We start from the raw sequence: 25888 nt of genomic DNA on the forward strand, positions 1-25888 counted from the left end.
TCTTCTCTGAAGTGCAAGCGCCTTAATCTGCCCACACCACAAGGCCGCTCCAGGCGGTCGCCAAGACCACAAGCCCGAAGGCAATGCGATACCAGGCGAAGGGTGTGAAGCTGTGCGTGGCGATGTAGCGCAGCAGCCAGCGCACGCAGACCCAGGCCGAGAGGAAGGACACCACCAGGCCCACGCCGAACATGGGCAGGTCGGCCGCCGAGAGCAGGGCACGCTCCTTGTAGAGGCTGTAGAGGCCAGCGCCGATCAGCGTGGGAATGGCCAGGAAGAAGGAAAAGTCGGTCGCCGCCTTGCGCGACAGGCCCAGCAGCATGCCGCCGATGATGGTGGCGCCCGAGCGGCTGGTGCCCGGCACCATGGCCAGGCATTGCACCAGGCCGACCTTCAATGCATCGAGTGGGCGCATATCGTCCACCTCGTGAATGCGTACCGCGCTGGCTGGTCTGCGCTCGGCCCACAGGATGATGAGGCCGCCGATGATGAAGGTGGAGGCCACGACCGTGGGCGTGAACAGATGCGCCTTGATCGCCTTGCCGAGCAGCAGGCCCAGCACCACGGCGGGCAGGAAGCCGATGGCGACATTGAGCACGAAGCGCTGGGCGCGCGGTTCGCTGCCAAGGCCTGCGGCCGTCTCGCGCAGGCGCTGCCAATAGACCAGGATCACGGCAAAGATCGCGCCGGTCTGGATCGCGATGTCGAAGACCTTGCTCTTGTCGTCGTCAAAGCCCAGCAGCGAGCCGGCCAGGATCAGGTGGCCGGTGGAGGAGATGGGCAGGAATTCGGTCAGGCCTTCGACCAGGCCCATGACCGCAGCCTTGATCAGCAAAAGGAGGTCCAAGAAGCGCTCCGGCAGACTTGTTTTGAGAGGGCGGGATGATAGCCGCGGGGCCGGCTGCGCCTTGATTGGGCCGGAGTCAGCCCTTATATTACTGACCAGTCAGTCAGTACAGACCATGCCAGCCGTACCCAACGCTCCGTCAGCCCGTCCGGCCGTCGCCGCTGCCCCGCAGCGCCAGCGCCGCAAGGAGGCGCGCCCGCAGGAGTTGCTGGCTGCTGCATTGGCCCTGTTCGTGGAAAAGGGATTTGCGGCCACACGTTCTGAAGAAGTGGCGGCCCGGGCCGGTGTCTCCAAGGGCACGCTCTACCTCTACTACCCGAGCAAGGAAGAACTGTTCAAGGCCGTGGTTCGGGAAACCCTGGCCAGTCATATTGCCGATGGCCAGCAGATGCTGGCCCAGCACCAGGGTGCGATGGCCGAGCTGCTGCGCCAGGTGATGCATGAATGGTGGCAGCGCATCGGCCTCGGGCCGGCCGGTGGCATCAGCAAGATCATGACGGCCGAGGCGCGCAATTTCCCGGAGCTGGCCCAGTTCTATGTGGATGAGGTGATCGCGCCGACGCATCGGCTGCTCGCCGGCCTGCTGGAGCGCGGCATGGCCAGCGGCGAGTTTCGCCGGGTCTTGGTGGACGACGCTGTCCATGTGCTGATTGCGCCGATGCTGCACCTGACCCTGCAACAGCATTCCTTCGGCGCCTGCATGCTGCATGACCCCGACCTGGACGCGCGGCGCGTGCTGGACCTGCAACTCGACCTCATGCTGGGCGGCTTGTTGGCGCCCGCGCAACTGCAGGAGGCACCACCGCTTTCGACACCCCCAGGCACCCGGCGGCCGAAATAGAATCCGCCATTCCGCTTTTTTGCCCGAACCGGCTCGCTAAGGACTCTTTGACATGGACATCGAACAGGCACGTTTCAACATGATCGAGCAGCAGATCCGCCCCTGGGACGTGCTGGATGCGGGCGTGCTGCAGCTGCTGGGCCAGGTCAAGCGCGAGGACTTCGTGCCCGAGGGCTACCGCGCGATGGCCTTCATGGACACCGAGCTGCCGCTCGGTGGTGGCCGCCAGATGCTGGCACCCCGCGTCGAGGCGCGCCTGCTGCAGGAGCTCAAGCTCAAGCGCCAGGACAAGGTGCTGGAAATCGGCACTGGCGCTGCCTACCTCAGCGCCCTGATTGCGCACCAGGCCAGGCAGCTGATCACGCTGGAGCAAGACCCGACCCTGGCTGCCCAGGCCGCGCAAAAGCTCAAGCGCGCCGGCCTGTCGAACGTTGTCGTTCGCGAAGCCGCGGGCTCGCAGGGCGCAGTCGGCGACGCGCCGTTTGACGTCATCCTCCTGAGCGGCTCGGTGGCCGAGGTGCCGCAGGCGCTGCTGGACCAATTGGCGGCGGGTGGCCGCCTGCTGGCCATCGTGGGCTCGGGCCCGGTGATGCAGGCCACGCTCTTCACCCGCCAATCGGCCGGCGAATTCAGCCGTCGCGAGCTGTTCGACACCGTCGCGCCGCGCCTGGCCGGCTTTGCCGACAAGTCCGCTTTCCAGTTCTGATCACCGGGAATGGCTGAGTTGCAACTTTCGGCAGTGGACCTGCAAGCCTTGCTGCAGAACCCTGCCGGAACGCCGCCGATGTTGCTCGACGTTCGCGAGGCCTGGGAGCGCGAGCATTGCCGCATCGACGGCCCGAGCGGGCCCAGTCTGCACATGCCCATGGGCGAGGTGACGGCGCGCTTTGGCGAGCTCGATCCCCTGCATCCTGTCGTTTGTTATTGCCATCACGGCGTCAGAAGTTTGCAGGTCGTCGCATTTTTGCGGCGCCAGGGCCTGCAGTCGGTCTATAACCTCGCCGGTGGCATCGAAGCGTGGTCGCTGGCGGTTGATCCCGCCATGCCCCGATACTGAATGCACCGATCCACCGCTGTCATCCGGAAACAAGAACCGCGTCATCGTCGCGAAAAGGAAACCCATGTCTGACCACCGCGCTCCCGTCCTGCGTCAACGCTACAGCCGCCTGGCCGCTGCCATTGCCATGGGCGTCTTTGCCAGCGCTGGCGCCCAGGCGCAGAGCCTGCAGGAGCTCTACGACGCGGCCCGCGCCTATGACGCGACTTTCCTCTCTGCCCGTGCCCTGGCGGAATCGGCCGAGTACCGTGCCGCCCAGGTCGGTGCGCTGGCCAAGCCCACGGTCGGCTTGGGTGGCGGCTCCACGCTGGCGCGCAGCGAGGCACCGTCCGGCAACGGCTTGACCACGGTGACGACCACGGCCGGCGTGAAGGGCAGCTATTCGCTCTACAACCGCGGCAACGCACTGAGCATCGAGCAGTCGCTGCGCAGCCTCGATGTGGCCAAGGCCGACCTCGAGACCGCCGAGCAGGACCTGATCGTGCGCGTGGCGCAGGCCTATTTCGACGTGCTGGCTGCGCAGGACGTGCTGAACAGCACCCGAGCCAACAAGACCGGCATCGCCGAGCAACTGGCCTCGGCCAAGCGCAATTTCGAAGTCGGTACCTCCACCATCACCGACACCCGCGAAGCGCAAGCCCGCTATGACCGTTCGGTCGCGCAAGAGATCGCCGCCGAGAACGACCTGCGCGTCAAGCGCGTGGCCCTGGAGCAGATCGTCGGCCGTCCTTCTTTGGAGCCCAAGCCGCTGGCACAGCCGGTGGCCCTGCCGGCCGTGCTGCCGCTGACGCTCGACCCCTGGGTGGCGCAGGCCGATGAGCAGAACCCCAGCGTGCGCAAGGCCCGCCTGGGCCTGCAGGTGGCCCAGCTTGAAACCAAGAAGGCCCGCGCCGCCGATGGCGTGACGGTCGACATGAGCGGCTCGGTGGGCCTGTCGAATCTGCACACGAGCTTGAACGGCGCAGCCGCCGCGGCCGCCGGTTCGGGCACCTCCAAGAGTGCCAGCATCGGCGTCAGCATCAACTATCCGCTCTATACCGGTGGCGCCGTCCAGAACCGCGTGCTGGAGGCGATGAAGCTGGAAGAGAAGTCGCGCAATGACCTCGAGTACGTTCGTCGCCTGGTCAACGAGAACACCCGCCGTGGCTTCCTGGGCGTGCAATCGCTGACGGCCCAGGTGAAGGCTCTGGAAGCGGCCGAGGCCTCCAGCAAGCTGGCGCTGGAATCGACCCAGGTCGGCTACCGCGTCGGTGTGCGCGTCAACCTCGACGTGCTCAACGCCCAGACGCTGCTGTACACAACGCAAAGCGACCTTGCCAAGGCCCGCTACGACACGCTGGTGACCAGCCTGCGTCTGCGCCAGGCCGCCGGCCAACTGCGCCCGGAAGACGTCACGGCCATCAACCAGCTGCTGGTCAAGTAAGCCCCGGCTGACCCTTGCCGCAACGCCGGCCGCCCGCAGGGGTGGCCGGCGTTTTTCATCGCCCTCTCCAAAGAGACAATCGCCCCATGCTCTACCTGCTTTCGCCGGCCAAGTCGCTGGACTATGAAACTCCCGTGCCGCCTGAAGTGGCAGCCCTGGCCACCCGGCCGCAGTTCGTCGCACAATCGCTGGAGCTGATCGAGCTGCTGCGCCAATGCAGCGTGGCCGATGTGTCGGAGATGATGGAACTCTCAGAGGCGCTGTCGCTGCTCAACGTGAAGCGCTACAAGGCCTGGCGGCCGCGCTTCACGGCCAGCAACAGCAAGCCGGCGGTGCTGGCCTTCAATGGCGACGTCTACGAGGGCCTGCAAGCGGCGAGCCTCGGCGTCGAACATCTGCAGTGGGCCCAGCAGCATCTGGCCATCCTCTCCGGCCTCTATGGCGTCTTGAGGCCGTTGGACCTGATGCAGCCCTACCGTCTGGAGATGGGCACGCGGCTCGCGAACCGCCAAGGCGGCAGCCTCTATGCCTTCTGGGGTGACCAGCTTGCCCTGCACCTGAACAAGCGTGCCACGGCGGAGACGGTGCCGGTGATCGTCAACCTCGCCTCGCAGGAGTACTTCAAGGCCGCTGACCGCAAGGCCTTGAAGCCGCGCGTCATCGACTGCCAGTTCGAAGACTGGAAGGGCGACCGCTACAAGGTGATCAGCTTCTTCGCCAAGCGTGCCCGCGGCCTGATGGCGCGCTATGCCATCGAGCAGCGCATCGACCGGCCAGAGGGCCTGAAGGACTTCGCTGTCGAGGGCTACCGCCTGGACAGCAAGGCCTCCAGTGCGGACCGCCTGCTGTTCCGTCGACGTGTTGATCTGACTGCGGGCTGAGTGGTGCAAGTTCGAGGCAGAATTTGCACCCATCATGAGCATCCAAGTCATCACCCCCGAGCTGCGCCGCTGGATCCTTGAACAGGCCGAGGCAGGCGTCAGCCCTGAGCAGACACTGGCCTCGATGCGCAACAGCGGCTGGGAAGACCCGGTCAGCATCCGCGCGCTGGAAGAGACGCTGAAGAAGTCGCTCGGTCTGACGCCCGACCAGGACCCGAGCCTGCCGCGCGGCGTGCCAGTGCCCGAGCCGGCCCTCGAAGGCATGCCCAACAAGCTATGGGCAGGCGACCGCGAGGTCGAGGTGCTGGTCGCGATGAAGCATCCGCGCGTGGTCGTATTCGGCGGCCTGTTGTCGGATGACGAATGCGATGCGATGGTGGCGCAGTCCGAGAGCCGTTTGTCGCGCTCCGAGACGGTCACACTGACCCAGGACGGCAGCGAGGTCAACTCCGCCCGCACCAGCGATGGCATGTTCTTCGACCGCGGCGAGACCGAGCTGTGCCGCCGCATTGAAACGCGCCTGGCCAAGCTTCTGCATTGGCCGCTGGAGAACGGGGAAGGCCTGCAGGTCCTGCGCTACAAGCCGGGTGCCGAATACCTGCCTCATTACGACTATTTCGATCCGCAGCACGCCAGCACCGCCACCATCTTGAAGCGCGGTGGCCAGCGGGTCGGCACGGTGGTGATGTACCTCAACACCCCGGAACGCGGCGGGTCGACCATCTTTCCGGACATCGGGCTGGAGGTGTTGCCGGTCAAGGGCAATGCCGTGTTCTTCAGCTACGACCGACCGCATGCGACGACGCGCACCCTGCACGGAGGCTCGCCAGTGGTGGCTGGCGAGAAGTGGGTGGCGACCAAGTGGTTGCGCGAAGGTGTGTTCGACTGAGCCGGCAGGCCGCGCTGGGCATCAACGGCGCAGCGGCAGCAAGCTTTGCTTCAAGGCCCGCAGCACGAAGCTGCTCTTGCTGTGGCGGATGCCGGGGATCTTGTAGAGCCGTTCGCGCAGCAGGCGCTCGTAGTCTCGGGTGTCAGCCACCGCAATCCGCACGTAGTAGTCGTAGTCGCCCGAGACCAGGAAGGCCTCCATCACTTCCGGAATCTGCTCCAGTGCGCGGCCGAATTCGAACAGCGCTTCGTCCGAATGGCTGTCCAGCGTGACCTGGACGATCACCGTGTCGGCCAGCCCCACCGAGGCTGCATTCACACGCACCGAATAGCCCTCGATCACGCCGGCTTCTTCCATCCGCTTGATGCGGGCCCAGCAGGGTGAACTGGTCAGGCCGACCTTGCCGGACAGTTCGTTGAGGCTGATGCGGGCATCTTCCTGCAGTGCATGCAGGATGTCGAGATCGAATCTGTCCAGTTTCATGCTGATGAATTCTATGTCTGAAGGAGGATTTGCTGCGATTTGGTGATAAAGCGGCAAATTCAGCAGCCTTTTCCGTGGCATTGCGGGCACAGTGCCGGCATGCAAGATTTCTTGACCCAAGCACCTGATTCCTTCGCCGCGGCGCCCGTCGTCCGCCGCCCACGGACTGAAACGGTTGGCCCCCGCAATGGCGCCGAAGCACTGGTGGCCGGGCTGCTGGCCCTTGGTGTCGACACCGTGTTCGGCTATCCCGGTGGTGCGGTGCTGCCACTCTATGACGCCCTGCATGCCGAGCCGCGGCTGCGCCATGTGCTGGTGCGGCACGAACAGGCGGCGGTCCATGCGGCCGAAGGCTATGCCCGCAGCACCGGGCGCCTGGGCGTCGTCTTCGTGACCTCCGGGCCCGGCATGAGCAATACCGTGACCGGCCTGCTCGACGCCAAGTGCGATTCGGTGCCGCTGCTGTGCATCAGTGGCCAGGTCTCGACGGCCGTGATCGGTACAGACGCCTTCCAGGAATGCGACGCCTTGGGTCTGGCCAAGCCGGTGACCAAGCATTGCGCTCAACTGCGGGACCCCAATGCGGTGGTCCTGCAGTTGCGCGCGGCCTGTGAGCTGGCCTTGGGTGGTCGTCCCGGGCCGGTGCTGCTGGACTTTCCGAAAGACGTGCAGCTGGGCCTGCTGCGGCAATGGAAGCGCCCGGAACCTTTGGCCAAACCCCAGCTGACGCAACCGGCCCCGGAGCCCGTGGCCGAGGCCCTGGCCTTGCTGGCACAGGCGCGCCGCCCGGTGTTCTATGGTGGTGGTGGCCTGATCAACTCCGGTATGCAGGCCTGCGACAGCTTCGGCCGCCTGGTGCGGGCCAGTGGGGCGCCTTGCACCTTGACGCTGCTCGGCCTGGGTGCTTTCGACTCTGAGGACCCGCAGTTCCTCGGCATGCTGGGCATGCACGGCACCTTGGAGGCGAACCTGGCCATGCATGCGGCTGACCTGATCGTCTGTGTCGGCGCGCGCTTCGATGACCGCGTGACCGGTCGGCTCGATGCCTTCTGCCCGAACGCGAAGATCATCCATCTCGACGTCGATCCGCGCTCGATCCACAAGGTACGCACGGCCGACGTTGCACTGCTGGGTGATTGCGCCGTCAGCCTGCTGGCCCTGGAGCGCGGCTGGCGCGGCAGCGATGCCGACCTGAAGCCCTGGTGGCAGCAGATTCAGCGCTGGCGTGATCAGCGCTGCCTGGACTTCGTCAACAGCAAGAAGCAGATCCTGCCGCAGGCCTTGATGAGGCGCCTGGCCGCAGCGCTGCAGGGGCGCGATGCCATCGTCGCGACCGACGTCGGCCAGCATCAGATGTGGGCGGCCCAGTACCTGCCGCCACGCCGGCCGGGCCGCTGGCTGAGTTCGGGCGGGGCCGGGACCATGGGCTATGGCTTGCCCGCCGCCATCGGCGCGCAGATCGCCAACCCGGACGACCTCGTGGTCTGCGTCAGCGGCGATGCCTCGGTGCTGATGAACATCCAGGAGCTCTCGACAGCGGTTCAGCACCGCACGCCGGTCAAGCTGGTGCTGTGCAACAACGCCCGCATGGGCATGGTGCGGCAATGGCAGCAGTTGATCCACGGCGCCCGCTACAGCCACAGCTATACCGAGGCCTTGCCCGACTTCGTGGCCTTGGCCAGGGCCTTCGGCTGGGCAGCGAGGCGGGTCGAGCGGCGCGAAGCGCTCGACGAGGCACTGGTCGAGTGCCTGGCGCATGCCGGGCCGTTCTTCCTCGATGTGGCGGTGGCCCCGGAGGAGAACTGCTTCCCGATGATGCCGGCCGGCGCGGCCCACAACGAAATCTGGCTGAGCAAGGATCGGCGCTACGCCGAGTGAGCGGGCAGAAATGAAAAAGGCACCCGAGGGTGCCTTTCTTGCATCTGCAGCAGCGCTGATTACACGCGCTTGCGGTACTCGTGCGTGCGGGTGTCGATTTCGATCTTGTCGCCTTGGGCCACGAAGATCGGCACCGGGATTTCGAAGCCGGTGGAGATCTTTGCGGGCTTGAGCACCTTGCCCGAGGTGTCGCCCTTGACGGCCGGCTCGGTCCAGGTCACTTCACGCACCAGCGAGGTGGGCAGTTCGACCGAGATGGCCTTGCCGTCGTAGAACACCACTTCCACAGGCATCGCGTCTTCCAGATAGGAAATCGCGTCGCCCATGTTCTCGGCTTCGACTTCGAACTGGTTGTACTCGGTGTCCATGAACACATACATCGGGTCAGCGAAGTAGGTGTAGGTGCATTCCTTCTTTTCCAGAATGATCTGGTCCATCTTGTCGTCGGCCTTGAAGACGACTTCGGTGCCCGAGCTGTTCAGCAGGCTCTTGAGCTTCATGCGAACGGTGGCGGCGTTGCGGCCACCGCGGCTGTATTCGGTCTTCAGCACGACCATGGGGGCGTTGCCGTGCATGATCACATTGCCGGCGCGAATTTCTTGAGCGATCTTCATAGGGGTTCCGATGTTGGGACGGTGTTGGGAGCGTTGTTGGAACGCTTCGCAGCGCGCGCCAAAGTCTCCCCACGGCGCGGCAAAGCCGGCGATTTTAGCCTGATTCGGCCACGAAGCTCAGCAGCTGGCTGGCCAGATCGGGCTGCAAGGCCAATTCCTGCCGCCATTTCAGGGCGTGGGCCCTGGCCATCGCAGCGTCGGGCAGTGCGTTCGGCCAGGCCGCCAACCCGTTCCAGGCACGCCAGAGCTGGCGCGTGCAGGTGGCGAACTGGCTGCTCTCGCTGCCCAGGTAGAGGTCGAGAAATGCCTCCAGCTTCGGTCCATGGGCGCCGTCGTCCTGCGGATAGATCTGCCAGACGAAGGGCTTGCCCGCCCACTGGGCGCGCACAAAGGAGTCTTCACCACGCACCAGGTTGAAGTCGCTGGCCCAGAGCAGCCGGTCGAATGCGGGCTGGCTCAGGAACGGCAGGGCCTGCCAACGCAAGCCTTCGGGCAGCGTCAGTTCTGCCAGTTGCGATTGAACTGCGCCGGGGCAGGCCAGGATCAGCGTGGGCTGGTCGGCCAGCAGTGGCAGCAGCTCGGGCGCGAGTCGGTAGGCGAACAGGCTCAGCACACGCTCGCCGGGCCGACGCTCGATACCGAGCGTTGCCAACCAGGGCGGCGCATCAAACGCAGCCTGCTCGGCCGCCAGGCTGGGCTCGCGCAGCAGGCCACCGGTGCGAGCGGTAAAGCCGGGGTAGAAGAACTGCTTGCTCAAGCCAGCGCCCGGCCCGCTGAACTGTGGCGAGTGCAGGCGATGGCTGCGCTCCACGTACGACTCGGCGCTGAGGTACTCGAGATTGATCCAGCGGGGCGCCGGCTGGCGCGCGGCCATGCGGGCGACAAAGCCCGGCGGCAGATCGCAGCCGAAGCTCTCTATCACCACGTCACCCACTACCGGCTCATTCGCTGCTTCGCCCCAGGCCCGGACGGTGAGTCCGGACGGCGGCGGCCCGCCGGCCATCCAGGCCAGCGCGCTTGCGTCATCGAGCCACAGGCGGACCTCCTGGCCGCGCGCAGCCAGCTCGCGCGCCAGGCGCCAGCAGACGCCGATATCGCCGTAGTTGTCGATCACACGACAGAACAGATCCCAGTGCATGGCCGCGATTATGGTCACGGCACAATCCCGTCCATGTCAGAGATCGATGATCAAGCAGGCCAGGACGACGGCAGCGAGGCCGCGCTGGGTGCCCAGGTGCAGGCCGAGTGGGCCGCGGAGCGGGCGGCTGTCGAGGCAGCCGAGAAGCTGCGCGTGGCCGAGGTCGAGAAGGCCGCCTTGCTGGTGCGCGAGAAGCTGCTGGCCGAGGTGGCCTCGCTGCCACTGCTGCCCGGCGTCTATCGCTACTTTGATGCACAGGACCAGGTGCTTTACGTCGGCAAGGCCAAGAGCCTGCGCAAGCGTGTCTCCAGCTATTTCCAGAAGGACCACGGCGGGACGCGCATCGGCATGATGATTGCGCGCATCGCGCGGATGGAAACGACGGTGGTGCGCACCGAATCCGAGGCGCTGCTGCTCGAGAACAACCTGATCAAGGCGCTGAACCCGCGCTTCAACATCCTTTTTCGCGACGACAAGAGCTACCCGTACCTGAAGCTCAGCGGCCATGCCTATCCGCGGGTCAGCTACTACCGTGGCTCGGTCGACAAGAGGCATCGCTATTTCGGGCCATTCCCGAGTGCCTGGGCGGTCAAGGAATCGATCCAGCTGATCCAGAAGGTCTTCAAGCTGCGCACCTGCGAAGACACGGTGTTCAACAACCGCAGCCGGCCCTGCCTGCTGTACCAGATCCGCCGCTGCACCGGGCCCTGCGTGAAGGCGTGCACTGACGATGAATACGCACGCGACGTGCGCAATGCGGAACGATTTCTGCTGGGCGAGACGCAGGAGGTGATGGATGGCCTGCAGGCGCTGATGATGGCGCATGCCGAGGCCTTGCAGTACGAGCAGGCGGCCGAGGTGCGCAACCAGATCCAGTCGCTGGCCAAGGTCCTGCAGCAGCAGGCGGTGGATGAGAACAGTGCGAGCGGCCGCGACCGAGACGTGGACATCCTCGCCGTGAAGGTGCAGGGCGGTCGCGCCTGCGTGAACCTCGCCATGGTGCGTGGCGGCCGTCACCTGGGCGACCGGGCCTACTTTCCCAAGCATGTGGACGATGGCGCGGCGGTGGCGCTGGCTGATCATGAAGAAGAGGAAGGTGCGGGTGGTGTTGCTGCGCCGCGCAGCGTGGAGCAGCAGGTGCTGGAGGCCTTCATGGCTCAGCACTACCTGGATGCCCACGTACCTTCGCTGATCGTGGTCAGCGATGCGGTTGACTCGGCATTGACCGACGCCTTGTCGATGCAAGCCGGCTACCGCGTCAACACCCAGGCCCAACCGCGTGGCCAGCGGCGCATCTGGCAGGAGATGTGTGTCAAGGGGGCCGAGCTTTCTCTGGCGCGCTTGCTGTCCGAGGAAGGCTCGCAGCAGGCCCGCACGCGAGCGCTGCTCGAGGCCTTGGACTTGAACGTGGCTGAGATAGACAAGTTCCGCATCGAATGCTTCGACATCAGCCACACGGCCGGCGAGGCGACGATGGCCTCCTGCGTGGTGTTTGAAGGCCATCAGATGCAGAGCGGCCAGTACCGCCGCTACAACATCGAAGGCATCACCGGCGGAGACGACTATGCCGCCATGCGCCAGGTGCTGACGCGCCGCTACAGCAAGCTCGCCGAAGGGGCCCAGCTGGGAACGGCGCGCCTGCCGGACCTGGTGCTGGTGGACGGCGGCAAGGGCCAGGTCTCGATGGCCCGCGAAGTGTTTGAAGAGCTGGGCCTGGACCTGGGCCTGATCGTGGGTGTCGAGAAGGGCGAGGGCCGCAAGGTCGGCCTGGAAGAGCTCGTGTTTGCCGACGGCCGCGAGAAGGTCTATCTTGGTCGCGATTCGGCAGCCCTGATGCTGGTGGCGCAGATCCGGGACGAGGCTCATCGCTTCGCCATCACCGGCATGCGCGCCAAACGCGCAGCGATACGCACGGGCGGCAGCCGGCTGGAAGATGTTGCCGGCGTCGGCCCGAAGAAGCGGGCGCAGTTGCTGCAGCGTTTTGGCGGCGTGCGTGGCGTGGCGGGTGCGAGCGTTGAGGAGCTGACCACGGTCAAAGGCGTATCACGCGAATTGGCCGAAGAAATCTACCGCGTGCTGCACTGAGGTGCAGAGCACGCGAATTGGCCGAAGAAATCTACCGCGTGCTGCACTGAAGTACAGAGCAAGAGAGTTGGCCGAGGAGATCTACCGTGTCCTGCACTGACCCCAGACAAGACCTGACCCCTTTGGCGAACTGGCCCTTGCGTGGCGCTGCCCTGCTGCTTGTGCTGCTGGCAGGCTGCTCGTCGCAAAGGCACCGACCCGCGCCACAAGCGCAGACGCCACCACCAGCCCCGGTGGCCCAGCCCGCTGCGCCCACGCAAGCCCGGCCCACACCTCCAGCCGCTCCACCGGCTGCGCCCGGGGTCGCGGCAGGCGTGAAGCTGCCGCCGCCCGCGTTCTCCCGCAACCACGATGAATTGCGGCGCCATGCTGCCCATCGCCTCATGGCGGCCAACCCGGACAAGGTGTATGCCGGCGCTTCGCCGCCGGTGCTGCTGGCCATCCCGGTGCTGGAGGTCGAACTGAACCGCGACGGCAGCATCAAGAGGATCGACGTGATCCGCCGGCCCGGCCAGGCGCTGGACACCGTGCAGATGGCCATCGACGCGTTGCATCGGGCAGCACCGTTTGGCGAGGTGGGGCACCTGTCCAGGCCCTGGAAGTTCAGCGAAACCTTCTTGTTCAACGATGAGCGACGCTTCAAGCCGCGCACGCTGGATTTCTGATTTACGCCACACCCAGGAAGAGAAGGGCTGTATCGGGCCGCTTGGCGCACCGATCTTGGGCACAATGCCGCCCATGTTCTTCACGCTGCCAACCCTGTTCACCTGGGCCCGGATCGTTGCGATCCCGCTGATCGTCGGCGTGTTCCATCTGCAGATCAGTGCAGACATGCAGAACCTGCTTGCCACGGTGCTGTTCGTGGCGGTCGCCCTGACCGACTGGCTCGACGGCTACCTAGCCCGCAAGCTCAACCAGACCTCGTCCTTCGGTGCCTTCCTGGACCCAGTGGCCGACAAGTTCCTGGTCTGCGCCTCGCTGCTGGTCCTGCTCGAGATGCATCGGGTGCCTGCCATCGTGGCCCTGGTCATCATCGGCCGCGAGATCGCCATTTCTGCCTTGCGCGAATGGATGGCTCAGATTGGTGCATCGCGCAGTGTGGCCGTCCACATGGTGGGCAAGCTCAAGACCACGGTGCAGATGGTGGCGATTCCCTTCCTGCTTTTCCACGGGCAGCTGTTCGGAATGATCGACACTCAGTCGGTCGGTACCTGGCTGATCTGGGCGGCTGTGGTGCTGACCATCTGGTCGATGGTTTATTACCTGCAGAAGGCCTTGCCCGAGATTCGCGCGAAAGTGCGTTGAGCCGCGCTGAAGTGCGCGAAATTACCGTTGGCGCCACCGGCCTCGGCGTCCCTTTGTATCAGGACTTTTACCTGCTCAGAATGGCGCATGAATGCGCATAGAATCCGTCTCCCCGCGCATCGCCTTGCTTGTCATCTTCATCGGCTGGGCCGGCGCGCGGACCAGACATGCTGTCGTGCATTTTGCGCATCCTTTTGAGGGGGTAACTTCGTGAACAAGTCCGAATTGATCGAGCACATCGCCAAGCAGGCCGACATTTCCAAGGCGGCTGCTGGGCGTGCACTCGAGGCACTGATCGGTGGCGTGAAGACCACGCTGAAGAAGAACGGCAGCGTTTCCCTGGTGGGCTTCGGCACCTTCAGCGTGACCAAGCGCGCCGCTCGTTCGGGCCGCAACCCGCGCACCGGCGACACGATCAAGATCAAGTCGGCCAAGGTTCCCAAGTTCCGTCCGGGCAAGGCACTGAAGGACGCAGTCAACTGAAACGTTTCGCGATGAAGGGTGCTTAGCTCAGTTGGTAGAGCGCTTCCCTTACACGGAAGATGTCAGCGGTTCGAGCCCGTTAGCACCCACCATTCATTGCACCCCGCCAGCTGTATTCCGGGCATGGCTACAATGGCAGCGCAGTCAAAGGCGAACCACGGTTCGCCTTTGTCATGTCTGCGGTCGGTGATTGAATCGCCTGCCGCCGTCCTTCCGCTCTGTTCCTCGCTTCCTGCACCCGATGGCCCCAGGGCCAATCAGAGGTAATTCGATGTTCGATTTCGTTCGCAAGCACACCAAGGTTCTCCAGGCTCTCCTGACGCTGCTGATCCTGCCCTCCTTTGTCTTTTTCGGTGTGCAGAGCTACAGCAGCTTCATGGACGGTAGCAATGCCGGCGTGGCCACGGTGGACGGCCAGAAGATCTCCCGTGCCGAGTTCGATGCGGCCCACCGCAACCAGACCGATCGTCTGCGTGCCCAGATGCCCAATGTGGATCTGAAGGAATTCGACACGGCCGAGGCTCGCCAGGCGACGCTGGACAACCTGATTCGCGAGCGCGTGCTGCGTGCTGCCCAGCAGCAGCAGCACCTGACGGTCACCGACGAGAAGCTGCAGGCCGCTTTCGTCGCCGACCCGCAGCTGGCCTTCCTGCGCAATCCCAATGGCTCGGTCAATCGCGCCATGCTGGCGGCTCAGGGCATGAGCGTCGAGGGCTTCATGCAGCGTCTGCGCCAGGACATGTCGCTGCGCCAGGTGATGCAGGGTGTGGGCGCCACCGGTGTGGCCAGCCAGGGCAATGCGACGCTGGCGTTCGACGCGCTGCTGCAGCAGCGCGAGGTGCAGTTCCAGCGTTTTGACGCCAAGGACTTCGCAGCGAACCTGAAGCCCACCGACGCCGAGATCGAGGCCTTCTACAAGGACCCTGCCAATGCGGCCCGCTTCCAGTTGCCGGAAAGCGCCGACATCGAATACCTGGTGTTGGACCTCGAGCAGCTGATGAAGGGCGTCAAGGCCAGCGACGAAGACCTGCGCAAGTACTACGACGACAACCAGTCGCGCTTCTCCGTGGCCGAAGAGCGTCGCGCCAGCCACATCCTGATCAAGGCCGACAAGTCGGCGTCGCCCGCTGACCGCGCTAAGGCCAAAGCCCGCGCCGAGGAGCTGCTGGCCCAGGCCCGCAAGGCCCCGGCAACGTTCGCTGATTTGGCTCGCAAGAATTCGCAGGACGAGGGCTCGGCAGCCAATGGCGGCGACCTCGACTTCTTCGGCCGTGGCGCCATGGTCAAGCCTTTTGAAGACGCTACCTTTGCACTGAAGCAGGGCGAGTTCAGCGACGTGGTCGAGTCCGACTTTGGCTTCCACGTGATCCAGCTGACTGGCAAGCGCGGTGGCGACAAGAAGACTTTCGAGCAGGTGCGTGCCGAAATCGAGGGTGACGTGCTCAAGCAATTGGCCCAGAAGCGCTACACCGAGGTGTCCGAGGCCTTCCGCAACACTGTCTACGAGCAGTCCGACAGCCTGAAGCCGGCCGCCGAGAAGTTCAAGCTGACGATCCAGACTGCTTCGGTGCAGCGCAAGCCGGCGGCGGGTGCGGTCGGCGTGCTGGCTTCGCAAAAGCTGCTCGAAGAGATCTTCGGCAACGAGGCGCTGCGCAACAAGCGCAATACCGAGTCCGTCGAACCGATGCCCAACCAGATGGTGTCTGCTCGCGTGGTTCAGCACAATCCGGCGCGCCTGCAGTCCTTCGACCAGGTGCGCGAGCAAGCGCGTGCGCTGCTGGTCAGCAAGCTGGCGCAGGAGCAAGCGGTGGCTGCCGGCAAGGCTCGCCTGGAAGCCCTGAAGAAGGATCCGGCCGACCTCAAGGGCTTTGACGAAGCCACCGTGATCTCGCGCGCCAAGCCGGGCACGATGGGCCGCAAGGTGGTGCTCGGCGTGCTGGGTGCGGACGCCAGCAAGCTGCCTGCTGATATCGGCATCGATGCCGGCGAGGGCGTGTATGTGGTGGCGCGCGTGAGCAAGCTGCTGCCGCGAGACCCGGCTGTGGTCGATGCCAAGCGTGCCGCCGAGCAATACGCCCGTGCCTGGTCGGACGCAGAGGCGATGGCCTACTACAACCATCTGAAGACCGAGTTGAAGGTCAAGGTCAGCGCCCCTGTCGCGGCCTCGGCAGCGACCAAGTAAAAATTGTTTGCGCGATTGCTCCAGTCACTGGAAATATCGCGCTACAATGCGAGGCTCAGCGGTGGTTGTAGCTCAGTTGGTAGAGTCCAGGATTGTGATTCCTGTTGTCGTGGGTTCGAGCCCCATCAGCCACCCCAAGAAGTAGAAAGAAAAGGCCGTTGCGAAAGCAACGGCCTTTTTCATTGGCGCTTCAGGATCCTTGCTTCAAGAATCAAGCGGCTTCAGTTTCAACTTCAGCGGCCTGTGTTCAGACCAGCCCCTGCTTGCTTGCCAGCACCGCAGCTTCGGCGCGGCTCGACACATTGAGCTTCTTGTAGATCGACTTGATGTGGTCGTTGACGGTGAACCACTTGATGCCCATCAGGTTTGCGATTTCCTTGATCGTGAAGCCCTTGCTGAGATAGGTCAGCACTTCGTTCTCGCGCGGCGTCAGGCGCTCCCATTCGGGCGGCGGATCCAGCGCCACCGAGCGGCTGTTGGCCGGCGGCGCGTTGAAGGTGAGTGGGCCGAAACCGGAGTTCAGGCCCATGGGGCCGCTGTCCCCAGTTGAGCCAGGCCGGAAGTGAGAAAGCAGGCGGCGCGCGATGGCCGGCGAGAGCGGCGGCTGGCCACGCACGATGCGCTGCAGCTCTTCCACGAGCACTTCGAATCGGTCTTCCTTCAGCAGGTAGCCGTCGGCACCGCATTGCAGCGCCGGGAAGAGGTGGTCGTCGTCGGAATAGAGCGTGGTGACGATCTTCACCGCCGGCATGCCTGCCAGCTCGGTCAGGAACTCCATGCCGTTGCCGTCAGGCAGTTCCAGGTCCACGAGCACCAGCTTGAAGCCGCCGTCATGGCCCAGGCTGGCATTCTTTGCGACCGCGCGGCGTGCACCTTCCAGATCGCCTGCTTCGGTGATTTCCAGGGCGTCGCTGAAGCTCTCGCGCACGACTCTGCACAGGAAGCTTCGGGCAACCGGGTTGTCTTCAACAATCAGTACTTTGACGGCCATGTGCTTGAGTTCCGATCACGGGGCATCCTAGCGCACAACGCGTGCTGCCAATGCCCCGCGAAAGCAGGTCAAGCGGTGCGCAGCACAAGTTTACCGACCACCTGGCGCGTGGCCATCCGCTCAAAGGCGGCTGGCAGCTCTTCCATCGGCAGGACGCGGTCCAGCACCGGCTTGATCACGCCTCGTGCATACCAGCCCGCCAGTTCACCGAGCATGGCGGCATTGCGACGCGGCTCGCGCTTGGCAAATTCGCCCCAGAACACCCCCACCAGGGAAGCGCCCTTGAGCAGGGCGAGGTTCAAGGGCAGGGCTGGAATCTGCCCTTGCGCGAAGCCCACCACAAGGTAGCGGCCGCGCCAGGCGATCGAGCGGAAGGCCTGCTCGGCCAGGTCGCCACCCACGGGGTCGTAAATCACGTCCGGGCCGCGGCCTTCGGTCAGCACCTTGAGCTCATCGCGCAGCTTGCTGCTCGCGTAGTTGATCGCGGCGTCGGCACCAAGCTCCAGACAGCGCTGGCATTTCTCGTCCGAACTGGCCGCCGCAATCACCTTGGCGCCGGCAGCCTTGGCAATCTGGATCGCAGCGGTACCCACGCCGCCGGCCGCCCCGAGGACCAGCACGGTCTCGCCGGCCTGCAGTGCTGCCCGATCCATCAACGCGTGATGGCTGGTGGCATAGGTGCAGATGAAGGCGGCGGCATCTTCAAAGGCAAAGCCATCAGGCAGTGGCATGGCCAGGGCAGCCGGAATGCAGGCATGGGTGGCAAAGCCGCCAGTGCCGGCAAAGGCCGCTACTGCGTCGCCCGGCTTGAAGCCCTTGACGCCTTCGCCCACTGCATCGACCACGCCAGCGAACTCGGTGCCGGGCACAAAGGGCAGCGGCGGCTTCATCTGGTACTTGTTCTCGATGATCAGCAGGTCCGGGAAGTTCAGGCTGGCCGCCTTGATCGCAACGCGGATCTGGCCGGCAGCCGGCTCCGGCAACGGCAGTTCTTTCCATTGCAGGGCGGCAACGCCGACGGGGTTCTCGCACAGCCAGGCTTTCATCGCTCTTGCTCCTCGGTAGGTGGTCCGCAATCGCCCGCATGATAGGGAGGCGCGGGTAGTCGAGCGGTCGCGGAGGTGACGCGCTGCCTACAATGAAGCCATGCGAATCTTGATTGCCAATGACGACGGATACCTGGCCCCGGGGCTGCATGCGCTGGTGAACGCCTGCGAGGGATTGGGTCAGATCGATGTGATCGCGCCGGAGCAGAACGCCAGCGGCACCTCGAACGCCCTGACGCTGAGCCGCCCGCTTTCGGTGTTCCATGCGCAGAACGGTTTTCGCTACGTCAATGGCACGCCTTCGGACTGCGTTCACGTGGCATTGACCGGCCTGCTGGACTACAAGCCCGACCTGGTGCTCTCGGGCATCAACAACGGCGCGAACATGGGCGACGACACGCTGTATTCCGGCACCGTCGCCGCGGCCACCGAAGGCTTTCTGTTCGGCATTCCGTCGATTGCTTTTTCCCAGGTCGACAAGGGCTGGGTCGAGCTCGAGGCTGCGGCCCAGATGGCCAGGCGCCTGGTCGAGCAGGTGATTGCTGACGGCCTGGGGCGGCCCTTCCTGCTCAATGTGAACATTCCCAACCGGGCTGATGCCAAGAGCCTGCCTTGGCGCGTCACGCGGTTGGGCCGTCGCCATGCCAGTGAGCCCGTGATCGAGCAGCGCAATCCGCGCGGCGAGCCGATCTACTGGATTGGCCCGGCCGGCGACGCGCGCGAGGCGGGCGAGGGCACGGACTTCCATGCCACCAGCAACGGCATGGTCTCGATCACGCCCTTGCAGGTGGACCTGACCGACCATGCCGGCCTCTCGGCCTGGGCCTCGCATCTGGGCGAGCACGGATGAGCGAAAGCGCGCCCAAGACGCCGCGGCGCTTCCCGCTGGCGCTAGACAAGATGCAGCCCGCAAAACCCAGCAGCCGCGGCGAGGTCTTGCGGCCTCAGCGCCATCTGCACATGGCCGCGGCCGATGCGGCGCGGCAGGCGGCGCCGAGCGGCCTGGGGCTCGATTCGGCCGGCGTGCGCCAGCGCATGGTGCAGCGCCTGAAGCAGGAAGGCCTGTCAGACGAACGCGTCCTGCAGGCCCTTGCAAAGGTGCCACGCCATCAGTTCGTCGATACCGCGCTGGCGATCCAGGCCTACGAAGACACCAGCCTGCCCATCGGTCATGGCCAGACCATCTCCAAGCCTTCCGTCGTCGGCCGCATGATCGAGCTGCTGTTCGCGGGGCAGGGAGCGCGCCAGCGCGGCGAGCTGGGTCGCGTGCTCGAAATTGGCACCGGCTGTGGCTACCAGGCAGCGGTGCTGGCCGAGCTCGGTCGCCAGGTCGTGTCCATCGAAAGGCTGAAGTCTTTGCATGACAAGGCGGCGCTCAATTTGGCCAGCATGCGTGGCAACAAGATCCGTCTGATCTACGGCGACGGTCGCCTGGGTCACGCTCCGCTGGCACCCTATGACAGCCTCGTTGCGGCAGCCGGGGGCGAGGACATTCCACCGGCCTGGCTGGCGCAGCTTGCGCCAGGCGGTCGGCTGGTGGCGCCGATGGCTGCGCCGGGCGGCCGAGGCCAGGTGCTGGTGGTGGTGGATCATGTGGTCGAAGAGGGCCGCAGCCACTTCGTCCGCAGCACCCAGGAGGCGGTGCAGTTCGTGCCCCTAAAATCGGGCGTCATGTAAGCGTCGGCCCGGCAGCGATTGTTGTTATGGTCCGGTGAAACCTAGCCTTGCTGAGACCGCATGCACCTGAAAACGAAACGCTTGAACCCCGCCTTGTCGGCCCTGCTGGCCTCGGGCATCGCGCTGCTCGCTGGCTGCTCGACCACTGCGCACCGTGCGCCCGTGGAAGACCGGCCGGTCTCGCAGGCAACGCCTGCCCCCAGCGCGGTCACTGCGTCTGCTCCCAGCCATGCAGCCTCGGCCCCTGAAGCACCCAAGCCTGGCGCCGAGAATGCAGGCAAGCCCGGCTACTACACGGTCAAGCCGGGCGACGCCCTGATTCGCATTGCCCTGGACACTGGCCAGAACTGGCGTGATCTGGCGCGTTGGAACGGACTGGAGAATCCCAACCGCATCGAAGTGGGTCAGGTCTTGCGAGTGGTGCCGCCGGGGGCGGATCCGGCGCCACCGGGCGCGGCGAGCACTCGTCCCATTGCCAGCGCGCGGGTTGAAACCCGTCCGCTCGACGGCAAACCAGCGCCAGCGGGCACTGCGCCGCAAACCGCCGAGCCGGCAGCGTCAGCGGCCTCTGCCCTGGCTGGAGCTGCCGCTGCCACCGAAGACGAGCTGAGCTGGGGCTGGCCTGCTGCGGGCAGCGTGATCTCCCAGTTCGACGACTTGCGTAACAAGGGGCTGGATATTGGTGGCAAAGCCGGCGATCCGGTCTATGCTGCAGCCGATGGACGAGTCATGTATGCAGGCTCTGGCGCCCGAGGTTACGGGAATATGATCATCATCAAACACGTCAACAACTACCTGTCAGCGTATGGTCACAACCAGGCGCTGCTGGTCAAGGAAGACCAGGTGGTGCGAAAGGGCCAGAGAATTGCCGAGATGGGCAATAGCGATTCGGACCAGGTCAAGCTGCATTTCGAATTGCGCAAGCAGGGCAAGCCGATTGATCCGGCCAAGCTCCTGCCTGCTCGCTAGCAGCATGCAGTGCGCGATGATGGGAGGCCTCCATGAAGTACGTCGCGCCCGCAGTCAAGCATGTGCCTCCGCCGCCCGGGCTGATGCCGGACGGCCCGGCGAGCGAAACCGCCGCTGACGAAGACGACACCCAGTTGCTTCGCAACGGCGCAGCACCGCCGGCCGATATCGAGGTCGGCAATGCGCTGCAGGCCTATCTGCGCGACATCCGCCGCACACCGCTGCTGAGTTCGCAGCAGGAGTTCGAGACGGCCACACGCGCCCGTGGCGGCGACTTCGAGGCCCGCCAGGCCATGATCAAGCACAACCTGCGCCTGGTCGTCAGCATCGCCAAGAACTACCTGGGTCGCGGTCTGCCGATGAGCGATCTCATCGAAGAGGGCAACCTCGGCCTGATGCATGCCATCGGCAAGTTCGAGCCGGAACGCGGCTTCCGTTTCTCGACCTATGCCAGCTGGTGGATACGCCAGAGCATCGAGCGCGCCTTGATGCACCAGGCGCGGCTGGTGCGCCTGCCGGTGCACATCGTCCGTGAGCTCAACCATGTGCTGAAGGCGCGTCGCGCGCTCGAAGCCTTGCAGAGCCAGAACGGTGGCGAAGGCCAGGTGCGCGCCGAGGACATCGCCACGGCCCTGGGGCGCCCCATCGAGGAAGTGGCCGAGCTGCTGGCTTATGCCGAGCTGCCGAGCTCACTCGATTCGCCTGTGGATCGCAATGGCGAAGGCGGTGAATCGATGATGGACCTGGTGGCCGATGAGCAGGCCGTCGATCCGCTGGGTCTGCGCCTTAGCCATGAGCTCGAAGAGCTGCTTGACCACGGCCTGGCCACCCTGAACGAACGAGAACGCGAGGTGCTGGCCGGCCGCTACGGCCTCAGCGACCGGGAGCCCGAGACCCTGGATGTGCTGGCGGTGCGCCTGGGCCTGACCCGCGAGCGCATCCGCCAGATCCAGATCGAGGCGCTGGGCAAGCTCAAGCGCAACATGATGCGCCACGGGATCAACCGCGACGCGATCTTCTAGGCTGCGCAGAGGGCGCTGCGCCGGCCGAAGCCATAATTCGGTCCATGACTCAAGTTTCAGAATGGCTCAAGGTCGATTCGCTCGACCTTGAAGCGCAAGGTGTTGCCCACAATGAAGAGGGCAAAGTGGTGTTCATCGAAGGCGCATTGCCCGGTGAGCAGGTGCAGGTCGCCGTTGGCCGCAAGAAGAACAACTGGGAGCAGGGCACCATGGTGGCAATGCGGCGCGAAAGCCCGCTGCGCGTCACGCCCGGCTGCCCGCATTTCGGCCTGCATGCCGGCGCCTGTGGTGGCTGCAAGATGCAGCACCTGCATGCCAGCGCTCAGGTGGCCGTGAAGCAGCGTGTGGTGGAAGACAACCTCTGGCACCTCGGCAAGGTCAAGCCCGAGATGCTGCTGCGCCCGATTGAAGGCCCGACCTGGGGCTATCGCTACCGCGCTCGCTTTTCGGTGCGCTATGTGGCCAAGAAGGGGCAGGTGCTGATCGGTTTCCACGAGCGCAAGAGCCGCTATGTGGCTGACATGCAGGTCTGCAAGGTCGTGCCCGAGCGGGTCAGCAATCTGCTGATGCCGCTGCGGGATTTGATCTCCTCGATGGAAGAGCGCGACCGTCTGCCGCAGATCGAACTGGCCATGGGTGACGATGTGATCGCCCTGGTTCTGCGCCACCTGAACCCGCTGGGCGCAGGCGATGTGCAGAAGCTGCGCGACTTTGCGGCCCTGCACGACGTGCAATGGTGGATGCAATCCAAGGGGCCGGAGACGGTCCAGCTGCTGGACGAAGGCGGCACGGAGTTGTCGTACTCGCTGCCCGAGTTTGGCGTCGTCATGCCGTTCAAGCCTACGGACTTCACCCAGGTCAATCCGCACATCAACACCGTGCTCTTGGGCCGTGCGCTGCGCCTGCTCGCGGTGAAGAAGGACGAACGCGTGATCGACTGGTTCTGCGGGCTTGGCAACTTCACCTTGCCGTTGGCCACGCAGGCGCGCGAGGTGCTGGGCATCGAGGGCAGCGAGACCCTGGTGCAGCGTTCGCGCGAGAACGCGGTGCGCAATGGCCTGGCGGCCAACACTTCTTTCGTGGCCCGCAATCTGTTCGAGATGACGCCCGAGTTGCTGGCGGCCGATGGCAGTGCCGACAAGTGGCTGGTCGACCCGCCGCGCGAAGGCGCTTTCGCGCTGGCCAAGGCCATCGCCGACATCGCACAGGACCCGAGCCTGGCCCCCGGCTGGACGCCGCCCAAGCGCATCGTCTACGTGAGCTGCAATCCTTCAACCCTGGCTCGTGATGCAGGCATGCTGGTCAATCTGGCCGGCTACCGCTGCACGGCGGCGAGTGCGGTGAACATGTTCCCGCACACGGCGCATGTTGAAAGCATTGCGGTCTTTGAACGCAATGCTTCTGAGTAGGCTCATATCGCTTGCGATGTGATGCCGGAACTAAAGCATTGCGGTCTTTGAACGCTGAAATAGACAAGGGGCCCGTCGGGCCCCTTGCTCATTGAAGACTGTAGAAATACTTCAATCGCGTTCACCGCCAAAGATCCCGAGCAGCGACAGCAAGCTCTGGAACACGTTGTACGCATCCAGGTAGAGATGCAGCGTCGCAGTGACGTAGTTGGTTTCGCCGCCGTCGACGATGCGCTTGATGTCGTACAGCATCAGTGCCGAGAACACCCCCAGCACGGCCACGAGGATGGTCAGCATCAGCGCCGAGGACTGCAGGAAGATGTTGGCGATGCCGGCCACCATCAGTATCAGCGCGCCCACCAGCAGGAACTTGCCCATGCCGGAAAGGTCGCGCTTGATCACCGTGGCCAGGCTGGCCATGACGAAGAAGATCGCGGCCGTGCCGCCAAAGGCGGTCATCACCAGGCTGGAGCCGTTGCGAAAACCGAGCACGGGGATCAGCAGGCGCGAAAGCATCAATCCCATGAAGAACGTGAAGCCGAGCAGCGCGAGCACGCCCGCGCTGGAGTTCTTGGTCTTCTCGATCAGATACATCAGGCCGAATGCACCGGCGAAGAAGACGATGGTGCTCGCGCCCATGCCCAGGCTGGCCATGATGCCGGTGCTCACGCCAATCCAGGCACCCAGCACCGTGGGCACCATCGACAGCGCCAGCAGCCAGTAGGTGTTGCGCAGCACGCGTTGCTGCTGCGTTGCCAGGTCAGCGCCGTAGCTGCTGCCGTATTGGCTGGTTTGCAGACCTTCGTTCATTGATGTCCTCCATTCCATACAGGATGCGCGGATTCTAGGCGCGCCTCAGCAGCGCGCCACGCGGCTAAAGTGCAGGCTTTTCCCCAAGATTCAAGAGCCAATCGCCATGAACCAGAAGCCTTGCCTCAGCCTCGAAGATGTCAAACGAATTGCAGCGGCCGCCGAGGCGGAAGCCGTGGCGAATCGCTGGGCGGTGTGCATCGCGATTTGTGACGAAGGCGGCCACCTGCTGTGGCTGCAGCGCCTGGACGGTGCGGCGCCCATCTCGGCGCAGATTGCCCCCGCCAAGGCCCACACCTCCGCTGTGGGTCGTCGCGAGTCCAAGGTCTATGAAGACATGATCAACCAGGGGCGTACCTCCTTCCTCACCGCCCCGGGCTTGTCCGGACTGCTCGAAGGCGGCGTGCCCATCCTGGTGGACGGGCATTGCGTGGGTGCTGTGGGTGTCAGCGGCGTCAAGTCCATCGAGGATGCGCAGATCGCCCGCGCAGGCATCGCCGCGCTCGCTTGACGAAAGTTTTACCAGGTCGCGGGGCTCGGGGATAACCCTGCTCGGATATACTCCACAGGTTTACCCGAAACCCACCGCACCCTCGCGAAACTCCACCCGTTTCCTCCACCGGATTCAGGCTCCTCGGCTGCCCACGCGGCCGGTCCCGGAGCAGAGCTGGGCGCGCGCACAATAACGGAGTTACCCGTGCTGCCCGATCTGCTCACTCATTCCCTCGCGATCCTCGCCCTGGCAGACGGCACGGTCTTCAAAGGCAGCTCCATCGGCGCTGCTGGCCATACCGTCGGCGAAGTCGTGTTCAACACATCGCTGACCGGTTACCAAGAAATCCTCACCGACCCGAGCTACTGCCGGCAGATCGTCACCCTGACGTATCCGCACATCGGCAACTACGGCGTCTGCGAAGAGGACGTCGAGGCTTCGAAGATCCATGCCGCAGGCTTGATCATCAAGGAACCGCCGGTTCTGGATTCCAACTTCCGCAAGACCCGCACGCTCGTCCAGTATCTGAAGGACGAAGGCACGGTCGCCATTGCGCACATCGACACCCGCCGCCTGACCCGCGTGCTGCGCACGACAGGCGCGCAGAACGGCTGCATCCTCGCGCTGCCGGCCGGCGAGAAGATCACCGAAGCCCACATCGCCGACGCGATCGCCAAGGCCAAGGCAGCGCCGAGCATGGCCGGCCTGGACCTGGCCAAGGTGGTGAGCCGCACGGAAAGCGAAAACTGGACCGAGACCGAATGGACCCTGGGCAAGGGCTACGGTGAGCAGACGGCACCGAAGTTCCATGTCGTGGCCTACGACTTCGGCGTCAAGAACAACATCCTGCGCATGCTCGCCTCCCGCGGCTGCAAGATCACGGTGGTGCCCGCGCAAACGCCGGCCAGCGCGGTGTTCGACATGGAGCCCGATGGCGTGTTCCTGTCCAACGGTCCGGGCGATCCGCAGCCCTGCGACTACGCGATCACGGCGGCCGCGCAGTTGATCGAATCGGGCATCCCGACATTCGGCATCTGCCTGGGCCACCAGATCATGGCGCTGGCCTCTGGAGCCAAGACCTTCAAGATGAAGTTCGGCCACCACGGTGCCAACCACCCGGTGAAAGACCTGGACAACGGCCGCGTCTCGATCACCAGCCAGAACCACGGCTTCGCGGTTGACGCCGAGTCGCTGCCTGCCAATCTGCGCCCCACGCACATCAGCTTGTTTGACGGCACGCTGCAAGGCCTGGCCCGCACCGACAAGCCGGCCTTCTGCTTCCAGGGCCACCCCGAGGCCAGCCCCGGCCCGCACGACATCTCCTACCTGTTCGACCGCTTCATCGGTCTGATGAGCAAGGCCTGA

The 25888-nt window shown here is 64.8% G+C and carries 26 protein-coding genes and 2 tRNA genes; 21 read left to right on the forward strand and 7 right to left on the reverse strand.

The genetic code is table 11. The features are described 5' to 3' along the window. Positions 1-22: 22 nt before the first annotated feature. A complete protein-coding gene (locus ABT392_RS06160) occupies positions 23-847 on the reverse strand; it encodes an undecaprenyl-diphosphate phosphatase (RefSeq protein ID WP_395386306.1) in 825 nt (274 codons plus the stop codon). A gap of 115 nt (positions 848-962) precedes the next feature. On the opposite strand from ABT392_RS06160, the gene ABT392_RS06165 reads away from it, so the two are divergent. The 6 genes from ABT392_RS06165 to ABT392_RS06190 all read left to right on the forward strand — a co-directional run bounded on the left by ABT392_RS06165 (position 963) and on the right by ABT392_RS06190 (position 5938). Further along, positions 963-1688: a TetR/AcrR family transcriptional regulator gene (locus ABT392_RS06165; RefSeq protein WP_334277096.1), complete on the forward strand. Its 726-nt coding sequence runs from the start codon at positions 963-965 to the stop codon at positions 1686-1688. Positions 1689-1740: 52 nt separating this feature from the next. After that, on the forward strand, positions 1741-2394 hold the full coding sequence (locus tag ABT392_RS06170) for a protein-L-isoaspartate O-methyltransferase family protein (RefSeq protein ID WP_334277095.1): 654 nt from the start codon (positions 1741-1743) through the stop codon (positions 2392-2394). Positions 2395-2403: 9 nt separating this feature from the next. Next, positions 2404-2745, forward strand: coding sequence for a rhodanese-like domain-containing protein (locus ABT392_RS06175; protein WP_395386304.1), 342 nt, complete (start codon positions 2404-2406; stop codon positions 2743-2745). Positions 2746-2809: 64 nt separating this feature from the next. Further along, complete coding sequence (locus ABT392_RS06180; RefSeq protein ID WP_334277094.1) at positions 2810-4168, forward strand: TolC family outer membrane protein; 1359 nt, start codon at positions 2810-2812, stop codon at positions 4166-4168. 86 nt (positions 4169-4254) lie between these two features. Then, a complete protein-coding gene (gene yaaA / locus ABT392_RS06185; RefSeq protein ID WP_395386303.1) occupies positions 4255-5049 on the forward strand; it encodes a peroxide stress protein YaaA in 795 nt (264 codons plus the stop codon). A 34-nt stretch (positions 5050-5083) separates the two neighbouring features. Beyond that, entirely contained in the window at positions 5084-5938 is an 855-nt protein-coding gene (locus tag ABT392_RS06190; protein ID WP_395386302.1) for a 2OG-Fe(II) oxygenase, read from the forward strand. A 21-nt stretch (positions 5939-5959) separates the two neighbouring features. On the opposite strand, the gene ABT392_RS06195 is transcribed toward ABT392_RS06190, so the two are convergent. Next, positions 5960-6421 carry an Lrp/AsnC family transcriptional regulator gene (locus ABT392_RS06195; RefSeq protein WP_334277091.1) on the reverse strand — a complete coding sequence of 154 codons (462 nt, stop codon included), beginning with the start codon at positions 6419-6421 and terminating at the stop codon, positions 5960-5962. A 111-nt stretch (positions 6422-6532) separates the two neighbouring features. Here ABT392_RS06195 and ilvB point away from each other — a divergent pair, with 111 nt between their 5' ends. Further along, complete coding sequence (ilvB, locus tag ABT392_RS06200) at positions 6533-8299, forward strand: biosynthetic-type acetolactate synthase large subunit (RefSeq protein WP_395386301.1); 1767 nt, start codon at positions 6533-6535, stop codon at positions 8297-8299. Positions 8300-8358: 59 nt separating this feature from the next. Here the strand turns inward: ilvB and efp are convergent, their stop codons facing one another. Then, positions 8359-8913: an elongation factor P gene (gene efp, locus ABT392_RS06205; protein WP_334277089.1), complete on the reverse strand. Its 555-nt coding sequence runs from the start codon at positions 8911-8913 to the stop codon at positions 8359-8361. Between the two features lie 94 nt (positions 8914-9007). Continuing rightward, entirely contained in the window at positions 9008-10051 is a 1044-nt protein-coding gene (gene earP / locus ABT392_RS06210) for an elongation factor P maturation arginine rhamnosyltransferase EarP (RefSeq protein WP_395386300.1), read from the reverse strand. Positions 10052-10084: 33 nt separating this feature from the next. On the opposite strand from earP, the gene uvrC reads away from it, so the two are divergent. The 7 genes from uvrC to ABT392_RS06245 all read left to right on the forward strand — a co-directional run bounded on the left by uvrC (position 10085) and on the right by ABT392_RS06245 (position 16243). Continuing rightward, positions 10085-12136, forward strand: a complete 2052-nt coding sequence (gene uvrC, locus ABT392_RS06215; RefSeq protein ID WP_334277087.1) for an excinuclease ABC subunit UvrC — start codon at positions 10085-10087, stop codon at positions 12134-12136. A gap of 86 nt (positions 12137-12222) precedes the next feature. Next, positions 12223-12801: a hypothetical protein gene (locus tag ABT392_RS06220; protein WP_334277086.1), complete on the forward strand. Its 579-nt coding sequence runs from the start codon at positions 12223-12225 to the stop codon at positions 12799-12801. 73 nt (positions 12802-12874) lie between these two features. Continuing rightward, positions 12875-13441: a CDP-diacylglycerol--glycerol-3-phosphate 3-phosphatidyltransferase gene (gene pgsA, locus ABT392_RS06225; RefSeq protein WP_334277085.1), complete on the forward strand. Its 567-nt coding sequence runs from the start codon at positions 12875-12877 to the stop codon at positions 13439-13441. Between the two features lie 210 nt (positions 13442-13651). Next, entirely contained in the window at positions 13652-13924 is a 273-nt protein-coding gene (locus ABT392_RS06230) for an HU family DNA-binding protein (RefSeq protein ID WP_282825557.1), read from the forward strand. A 16-nt stretch (positions 13925-13940) separates the two neighbouring features. Continuing rightward, positions 13941-14016 (forward strand) — tRNA-Val (locus ABT392_RS06235). 179 nt (positions 14017-14195) lie between these two features. Beyond that, on the forward strand, positions 14196-16106 hold the full coding sequence (locus ABT392_RS06240; RefSeq protein ID WP_395386299.1) for a SurA N-terminal domain-containing protein: 1911 nt from the start codon (positions 14196-14198) through the stop codon (positions 16104-16106). Positions 16107-16167: 61 nt separating this feature from the next. Beyond that, positions 16168-16243: transfer RNA gene (locus tag ABT392_RS06245), tRNA-His, on the forward strand. Between the two features lie 110 nt (positions 16244-16353). Here ABT392_RS06245 and ABT392_RS06250 read toward each other — a convergent pair. Next, complete coding sequence (locus ABT392_RS06250) at positions 16354-17097, reverse strand: response regulator transcription factor (RefSeq protein ID WP_334277083.1); 744 nt, start codon at positions 17095-17097, stop codon at positions 16354-16356. Between the two features lie 68 nt (positions 17098-17165). Next, on the reverse strand, positions 17166-18143 hold the full coding sequence (locus ABT392_RS06255) for an NADPH:quinone oxidoreductase family protein (RefSeq protein ID WP_395386298.1): 978 nt from the start codon (positions 18141-18143) through the stop codon (positions 17166-17168). A 100-nt stretch (positions 18144-18243) separates the two neighbouring features. Here ABT392_RS06255 and surE point away from each other — a divergent pair, with 100 nt between their 5' ends. Genes surE through rlmD form a run of 5 tightly spaced genes read left to right on the forward strand, consistent with a single transcriptional unit; the run spans position 18244 to position 23220 of the window. Then, positions 18244-18993, forward strand: coding sequence for a 5'/3'-nucleotidase SurE (gene surE / locus ABT392_RS06260; protein ID WP_395386297.1), 750 nt, complete (start codon positions 18244-18246; stop codon positions 18991-18993). Next, complete coding sequence (locus tag ABT392_RS06265) at positions 18990-19820, forward strand: protein-L-isoaspartate(D-aspartate) O-methyltransferase (RefSeq protein ID WP_395386296.1); 831 nt, start codon at positions 18990-18992, stop codon at positions 19818-19820. The genes surE and ABT392_RS06265 overlap by 4 nt, the downstream gene beginning before the upstream one ends. A 60-nt stretch (positions 19821-19880) precedes the next feature. Continuing rightward, positions 19881-20789 (forward strand): peptidoglycan DD-metalloendopeptidase family protein, encoded by a 909-nt coding sequence (locus ABT392_RS06270; RefSeq protein WP_395386295.1) that lies wholly within the window; start codon positions 19881-19883, stop codon positions 20787-20789. A gap of 32 nt (positions 20790-20821) precedes the next feature. Further along, on the forward strand, positions 20822-21811 hold the full coding sequence (gene rpoS / locus ABT392_RS06275; RefSeq protein WP_395386294.1) for an RNA polymerase sigma factor RpoS: 990 nt from the start codon (positions 20822-20824) through the stop codon (positions 21809-21811). 44 nt (positions 21812-21855) lie between these two features. After that, a complete protein-coding gene (gene rlmD, locus ABT392_RS06280; RefSeq protein ID WP_395386293.1) occupies positions 21856-23220 on the forward strand; it encodes a 23S rRNA (uracil(1939)-C(5))-methyltransferase RlmD in 1365 nt (454 codons plus the stop codon). A 111-nt stretch (positions 23221-23331) separates the two neighbouring features. Here rlmD and ABT392_RS06285 read toward each other — a convergent pair whose 3' ends face one another. Continuing rightward, positions 23332-24030: a Bax inhibitor-1/YccA family protein gene (locus ABT392_RS06285; RefSeq protein WP_395386292.1), complete on the reverse strand. Its 699-nt coding sequence runs from the start codon at positions 24028-24030 to the stop codon at positions 23332-23334. A gap of 106 nt (positions 24031-24136) precedes the next feature. Here ABT392_RS06285 and ABT392_RS06290 point away from each other — a divergent pair, with 106 nt between their 5' ends. Together ABT392_RS06290 and carA are read left to right on the forward strand one after the other, a co-directional pair. Next, positions 24137-24541: a GlcG/HbpS family heme-binding protein gene (locus ABT392_RS06290; RefSeq protein WP_334277076.1), complete on the forward strand. Its 405-nt coding sequence runs from the start codon at positions 24137-24139 to the stop codon at positions 24539-24541. Positions 24542-24727: 186 nt separating this feature from the next. Further along, a complete protein-coding gene (carA, locus tag ABT392_RS06295) occupies positions 24728-25888 on the forward strand; it encodes a glutamine-hydrolyzing carbamoyl-phosphate synthase small subunit (protein ID WP_395386291.1) in 1161 nt (386 codons plus the stop codon).

It is taken from the genome of Paucibacter sp. JuS9, from assembly GCF_044043925.2.
In the GTDB taxonomy this organism is placed as follows: domain Bacteria; phylum Pseudomonadota; class Gammaproteobacteria; order Burkholderiales; family Burkholderiaceae_C; genus JAUASW01.

What these genes read in the sequence shown, in the direction of transcription:
- ABT392_RS06195 (WP_334277091.1), bottom strand. Translation starts at nt 6,421, where the DNA reads ATGAAACTGGACAGATTCGATCTCGACATCCTGCATGCACTGCAGGAA.
- pgsA (WP_334277085.1), top strand. Translation starts at nt 12,875, where the DNA reads ATGTTCTTCACGCTGCCAACCCTGTTCACCTGGGCCCGGATCGTTGCG.
- rpoS (WP_395386294.1), top strand. Translation starts at nt 20,822, where the DNA reads ATGAAGTACGTCGCGCCCGCAGTCAAGCATGTGCCTCCGCCGCCCGGG.
- ABT392_RS06170 (WP_334277095.1), top strand. Translation starts at nt 1,741, where the DNA reads ATGGACATCGAACAGGCACGTTTCAACATGATCGAGCAGCAGATCCGC.
- rlmD (WP_395386293.1), top strand. Translation starts at nt 21,856, where the DNA reads ATGACTCAAGTTTCAGAATGGCTCAAGGTCGATTCGCTCGACCTTGAA.
- ABT392_RS06255 (WP_395386298.1), bottom strand. Translation starts at nt 18,143, where the DNA reads ATGAAAGCCTGGCTGTGCGAGAACCCCGTCGGCGTTGCCGCCCTGCAA.
- ABT392_RS06270 (WP_395386295.1), top strand. Translation starts at nt 19,881, where the DNA reads ATGCACCTGAAAACGAAACGCTTGAACCCCGCCTTGTCGGCCCTGCTG.
- surE (WP_395386297.1), top strand. Translation starts at nt 18,244, where the DNA reads ATGCGAATCTTGATTGCCAATGACGACGGATACCTGGCCCCGGGGCTG.
- ABT392_RS06240 (WP_395386299.1), top strand. Translation starts at nt 14,196, where the DNA reads ATGTTCGATTTCGTTCGCAAGCACACCAAGGTTCTCCAGGCTCTCCTG.
- ABT392_RS06250 (WP_334277083.1), bottom strand. Translation starts at nt 17,097, where the DNA reads ATGGCCGTCAAAGTACTGATTGTTGAAGACAACCCGGTTGCCCGAAGC.
- ABT392_RS06180 (WP_334277094.1), top strand. Translation starts at nt 2,810, where the DNA reads ATGTCTGACCACCGCGCTCCCGTCCTGCGTCAACGCTACAGCCGCCTG.
- yaaA (WP_395386303.1), top strand. Translation starts at nt 4,255, where the DNA reads ATGCTCTACCTGCTTTCGCCGGCCAAGTCGCTGGACTATGAAACTCCC.
- ABT392_RS06285 (WP_395386292.1), bottom strand. Translation starts at nt 24,030, where the DNA reads ATGAACGAAGGTCTGCAAACCAGCCAATACGGCAGCAGCTACGGCGCT.
- ABT392_RS06165 (WP_334277096.1), top strand. Translation starts at nt 963, where the DNA reads ATGCCAGCCGTACCCAACGCTCCGTCAGCCCGTCCGGCCGTCGCCGCT.
- ABT392_RS06190 (WP_395386302.1), top strand. Translation starts at nt 5,084, where the DNA reads ATGAGCATCCAAGTCATCACCCCCGAGCTGCGCCGCTGGATCCTTGAA.
- ABT392_RS06290 (WP_334277076.1), top strand. Translation starts at nt 24,137, where the DNA reads ATGAACCAGAAGCCTTGCCTCAGCCTCGAAGATGTCAAACGAATTGCA.
- ABT392_RS06265 (WP_395386296.1), top strand. Translation starts at nt 18,990, where the DNA reads ATGAGCGAAAGCGCGCCCAAGACGCCGCGGCGCTTCCCGCTGGCGCTA.
- ABT392_RS06175 (WP_395386304.1), top strand. Translation starts at nt 2,404, where the DNA reads ATGGCTGAGTTGCAACTTTCGGCAGTGGACCTGCAAGCCTTGCTGCAG.
- efp (WP_334277089.1), bottom strand. Translation starts at nt 8,913, where the DNA reads ATGAAGATCGCTCAAGAAATTCGCGCCGGCAATGTGATCATGCACGGC.
- earP (WP_395386300.1), bottom strand. Translation starts at nt 10,051, where the DNA reads ATGCACTGGGATCTGTTCTGTCGTGTGATCGACAACTACGGCGATATC.
- uvrC (WP_334277087.1), top strand. Translation starts at nt 10,085, where the DNA reads ATGTCAGAGATCGATGATCAAGCAGGCCAGGACGACGGCAGCGAGGCC.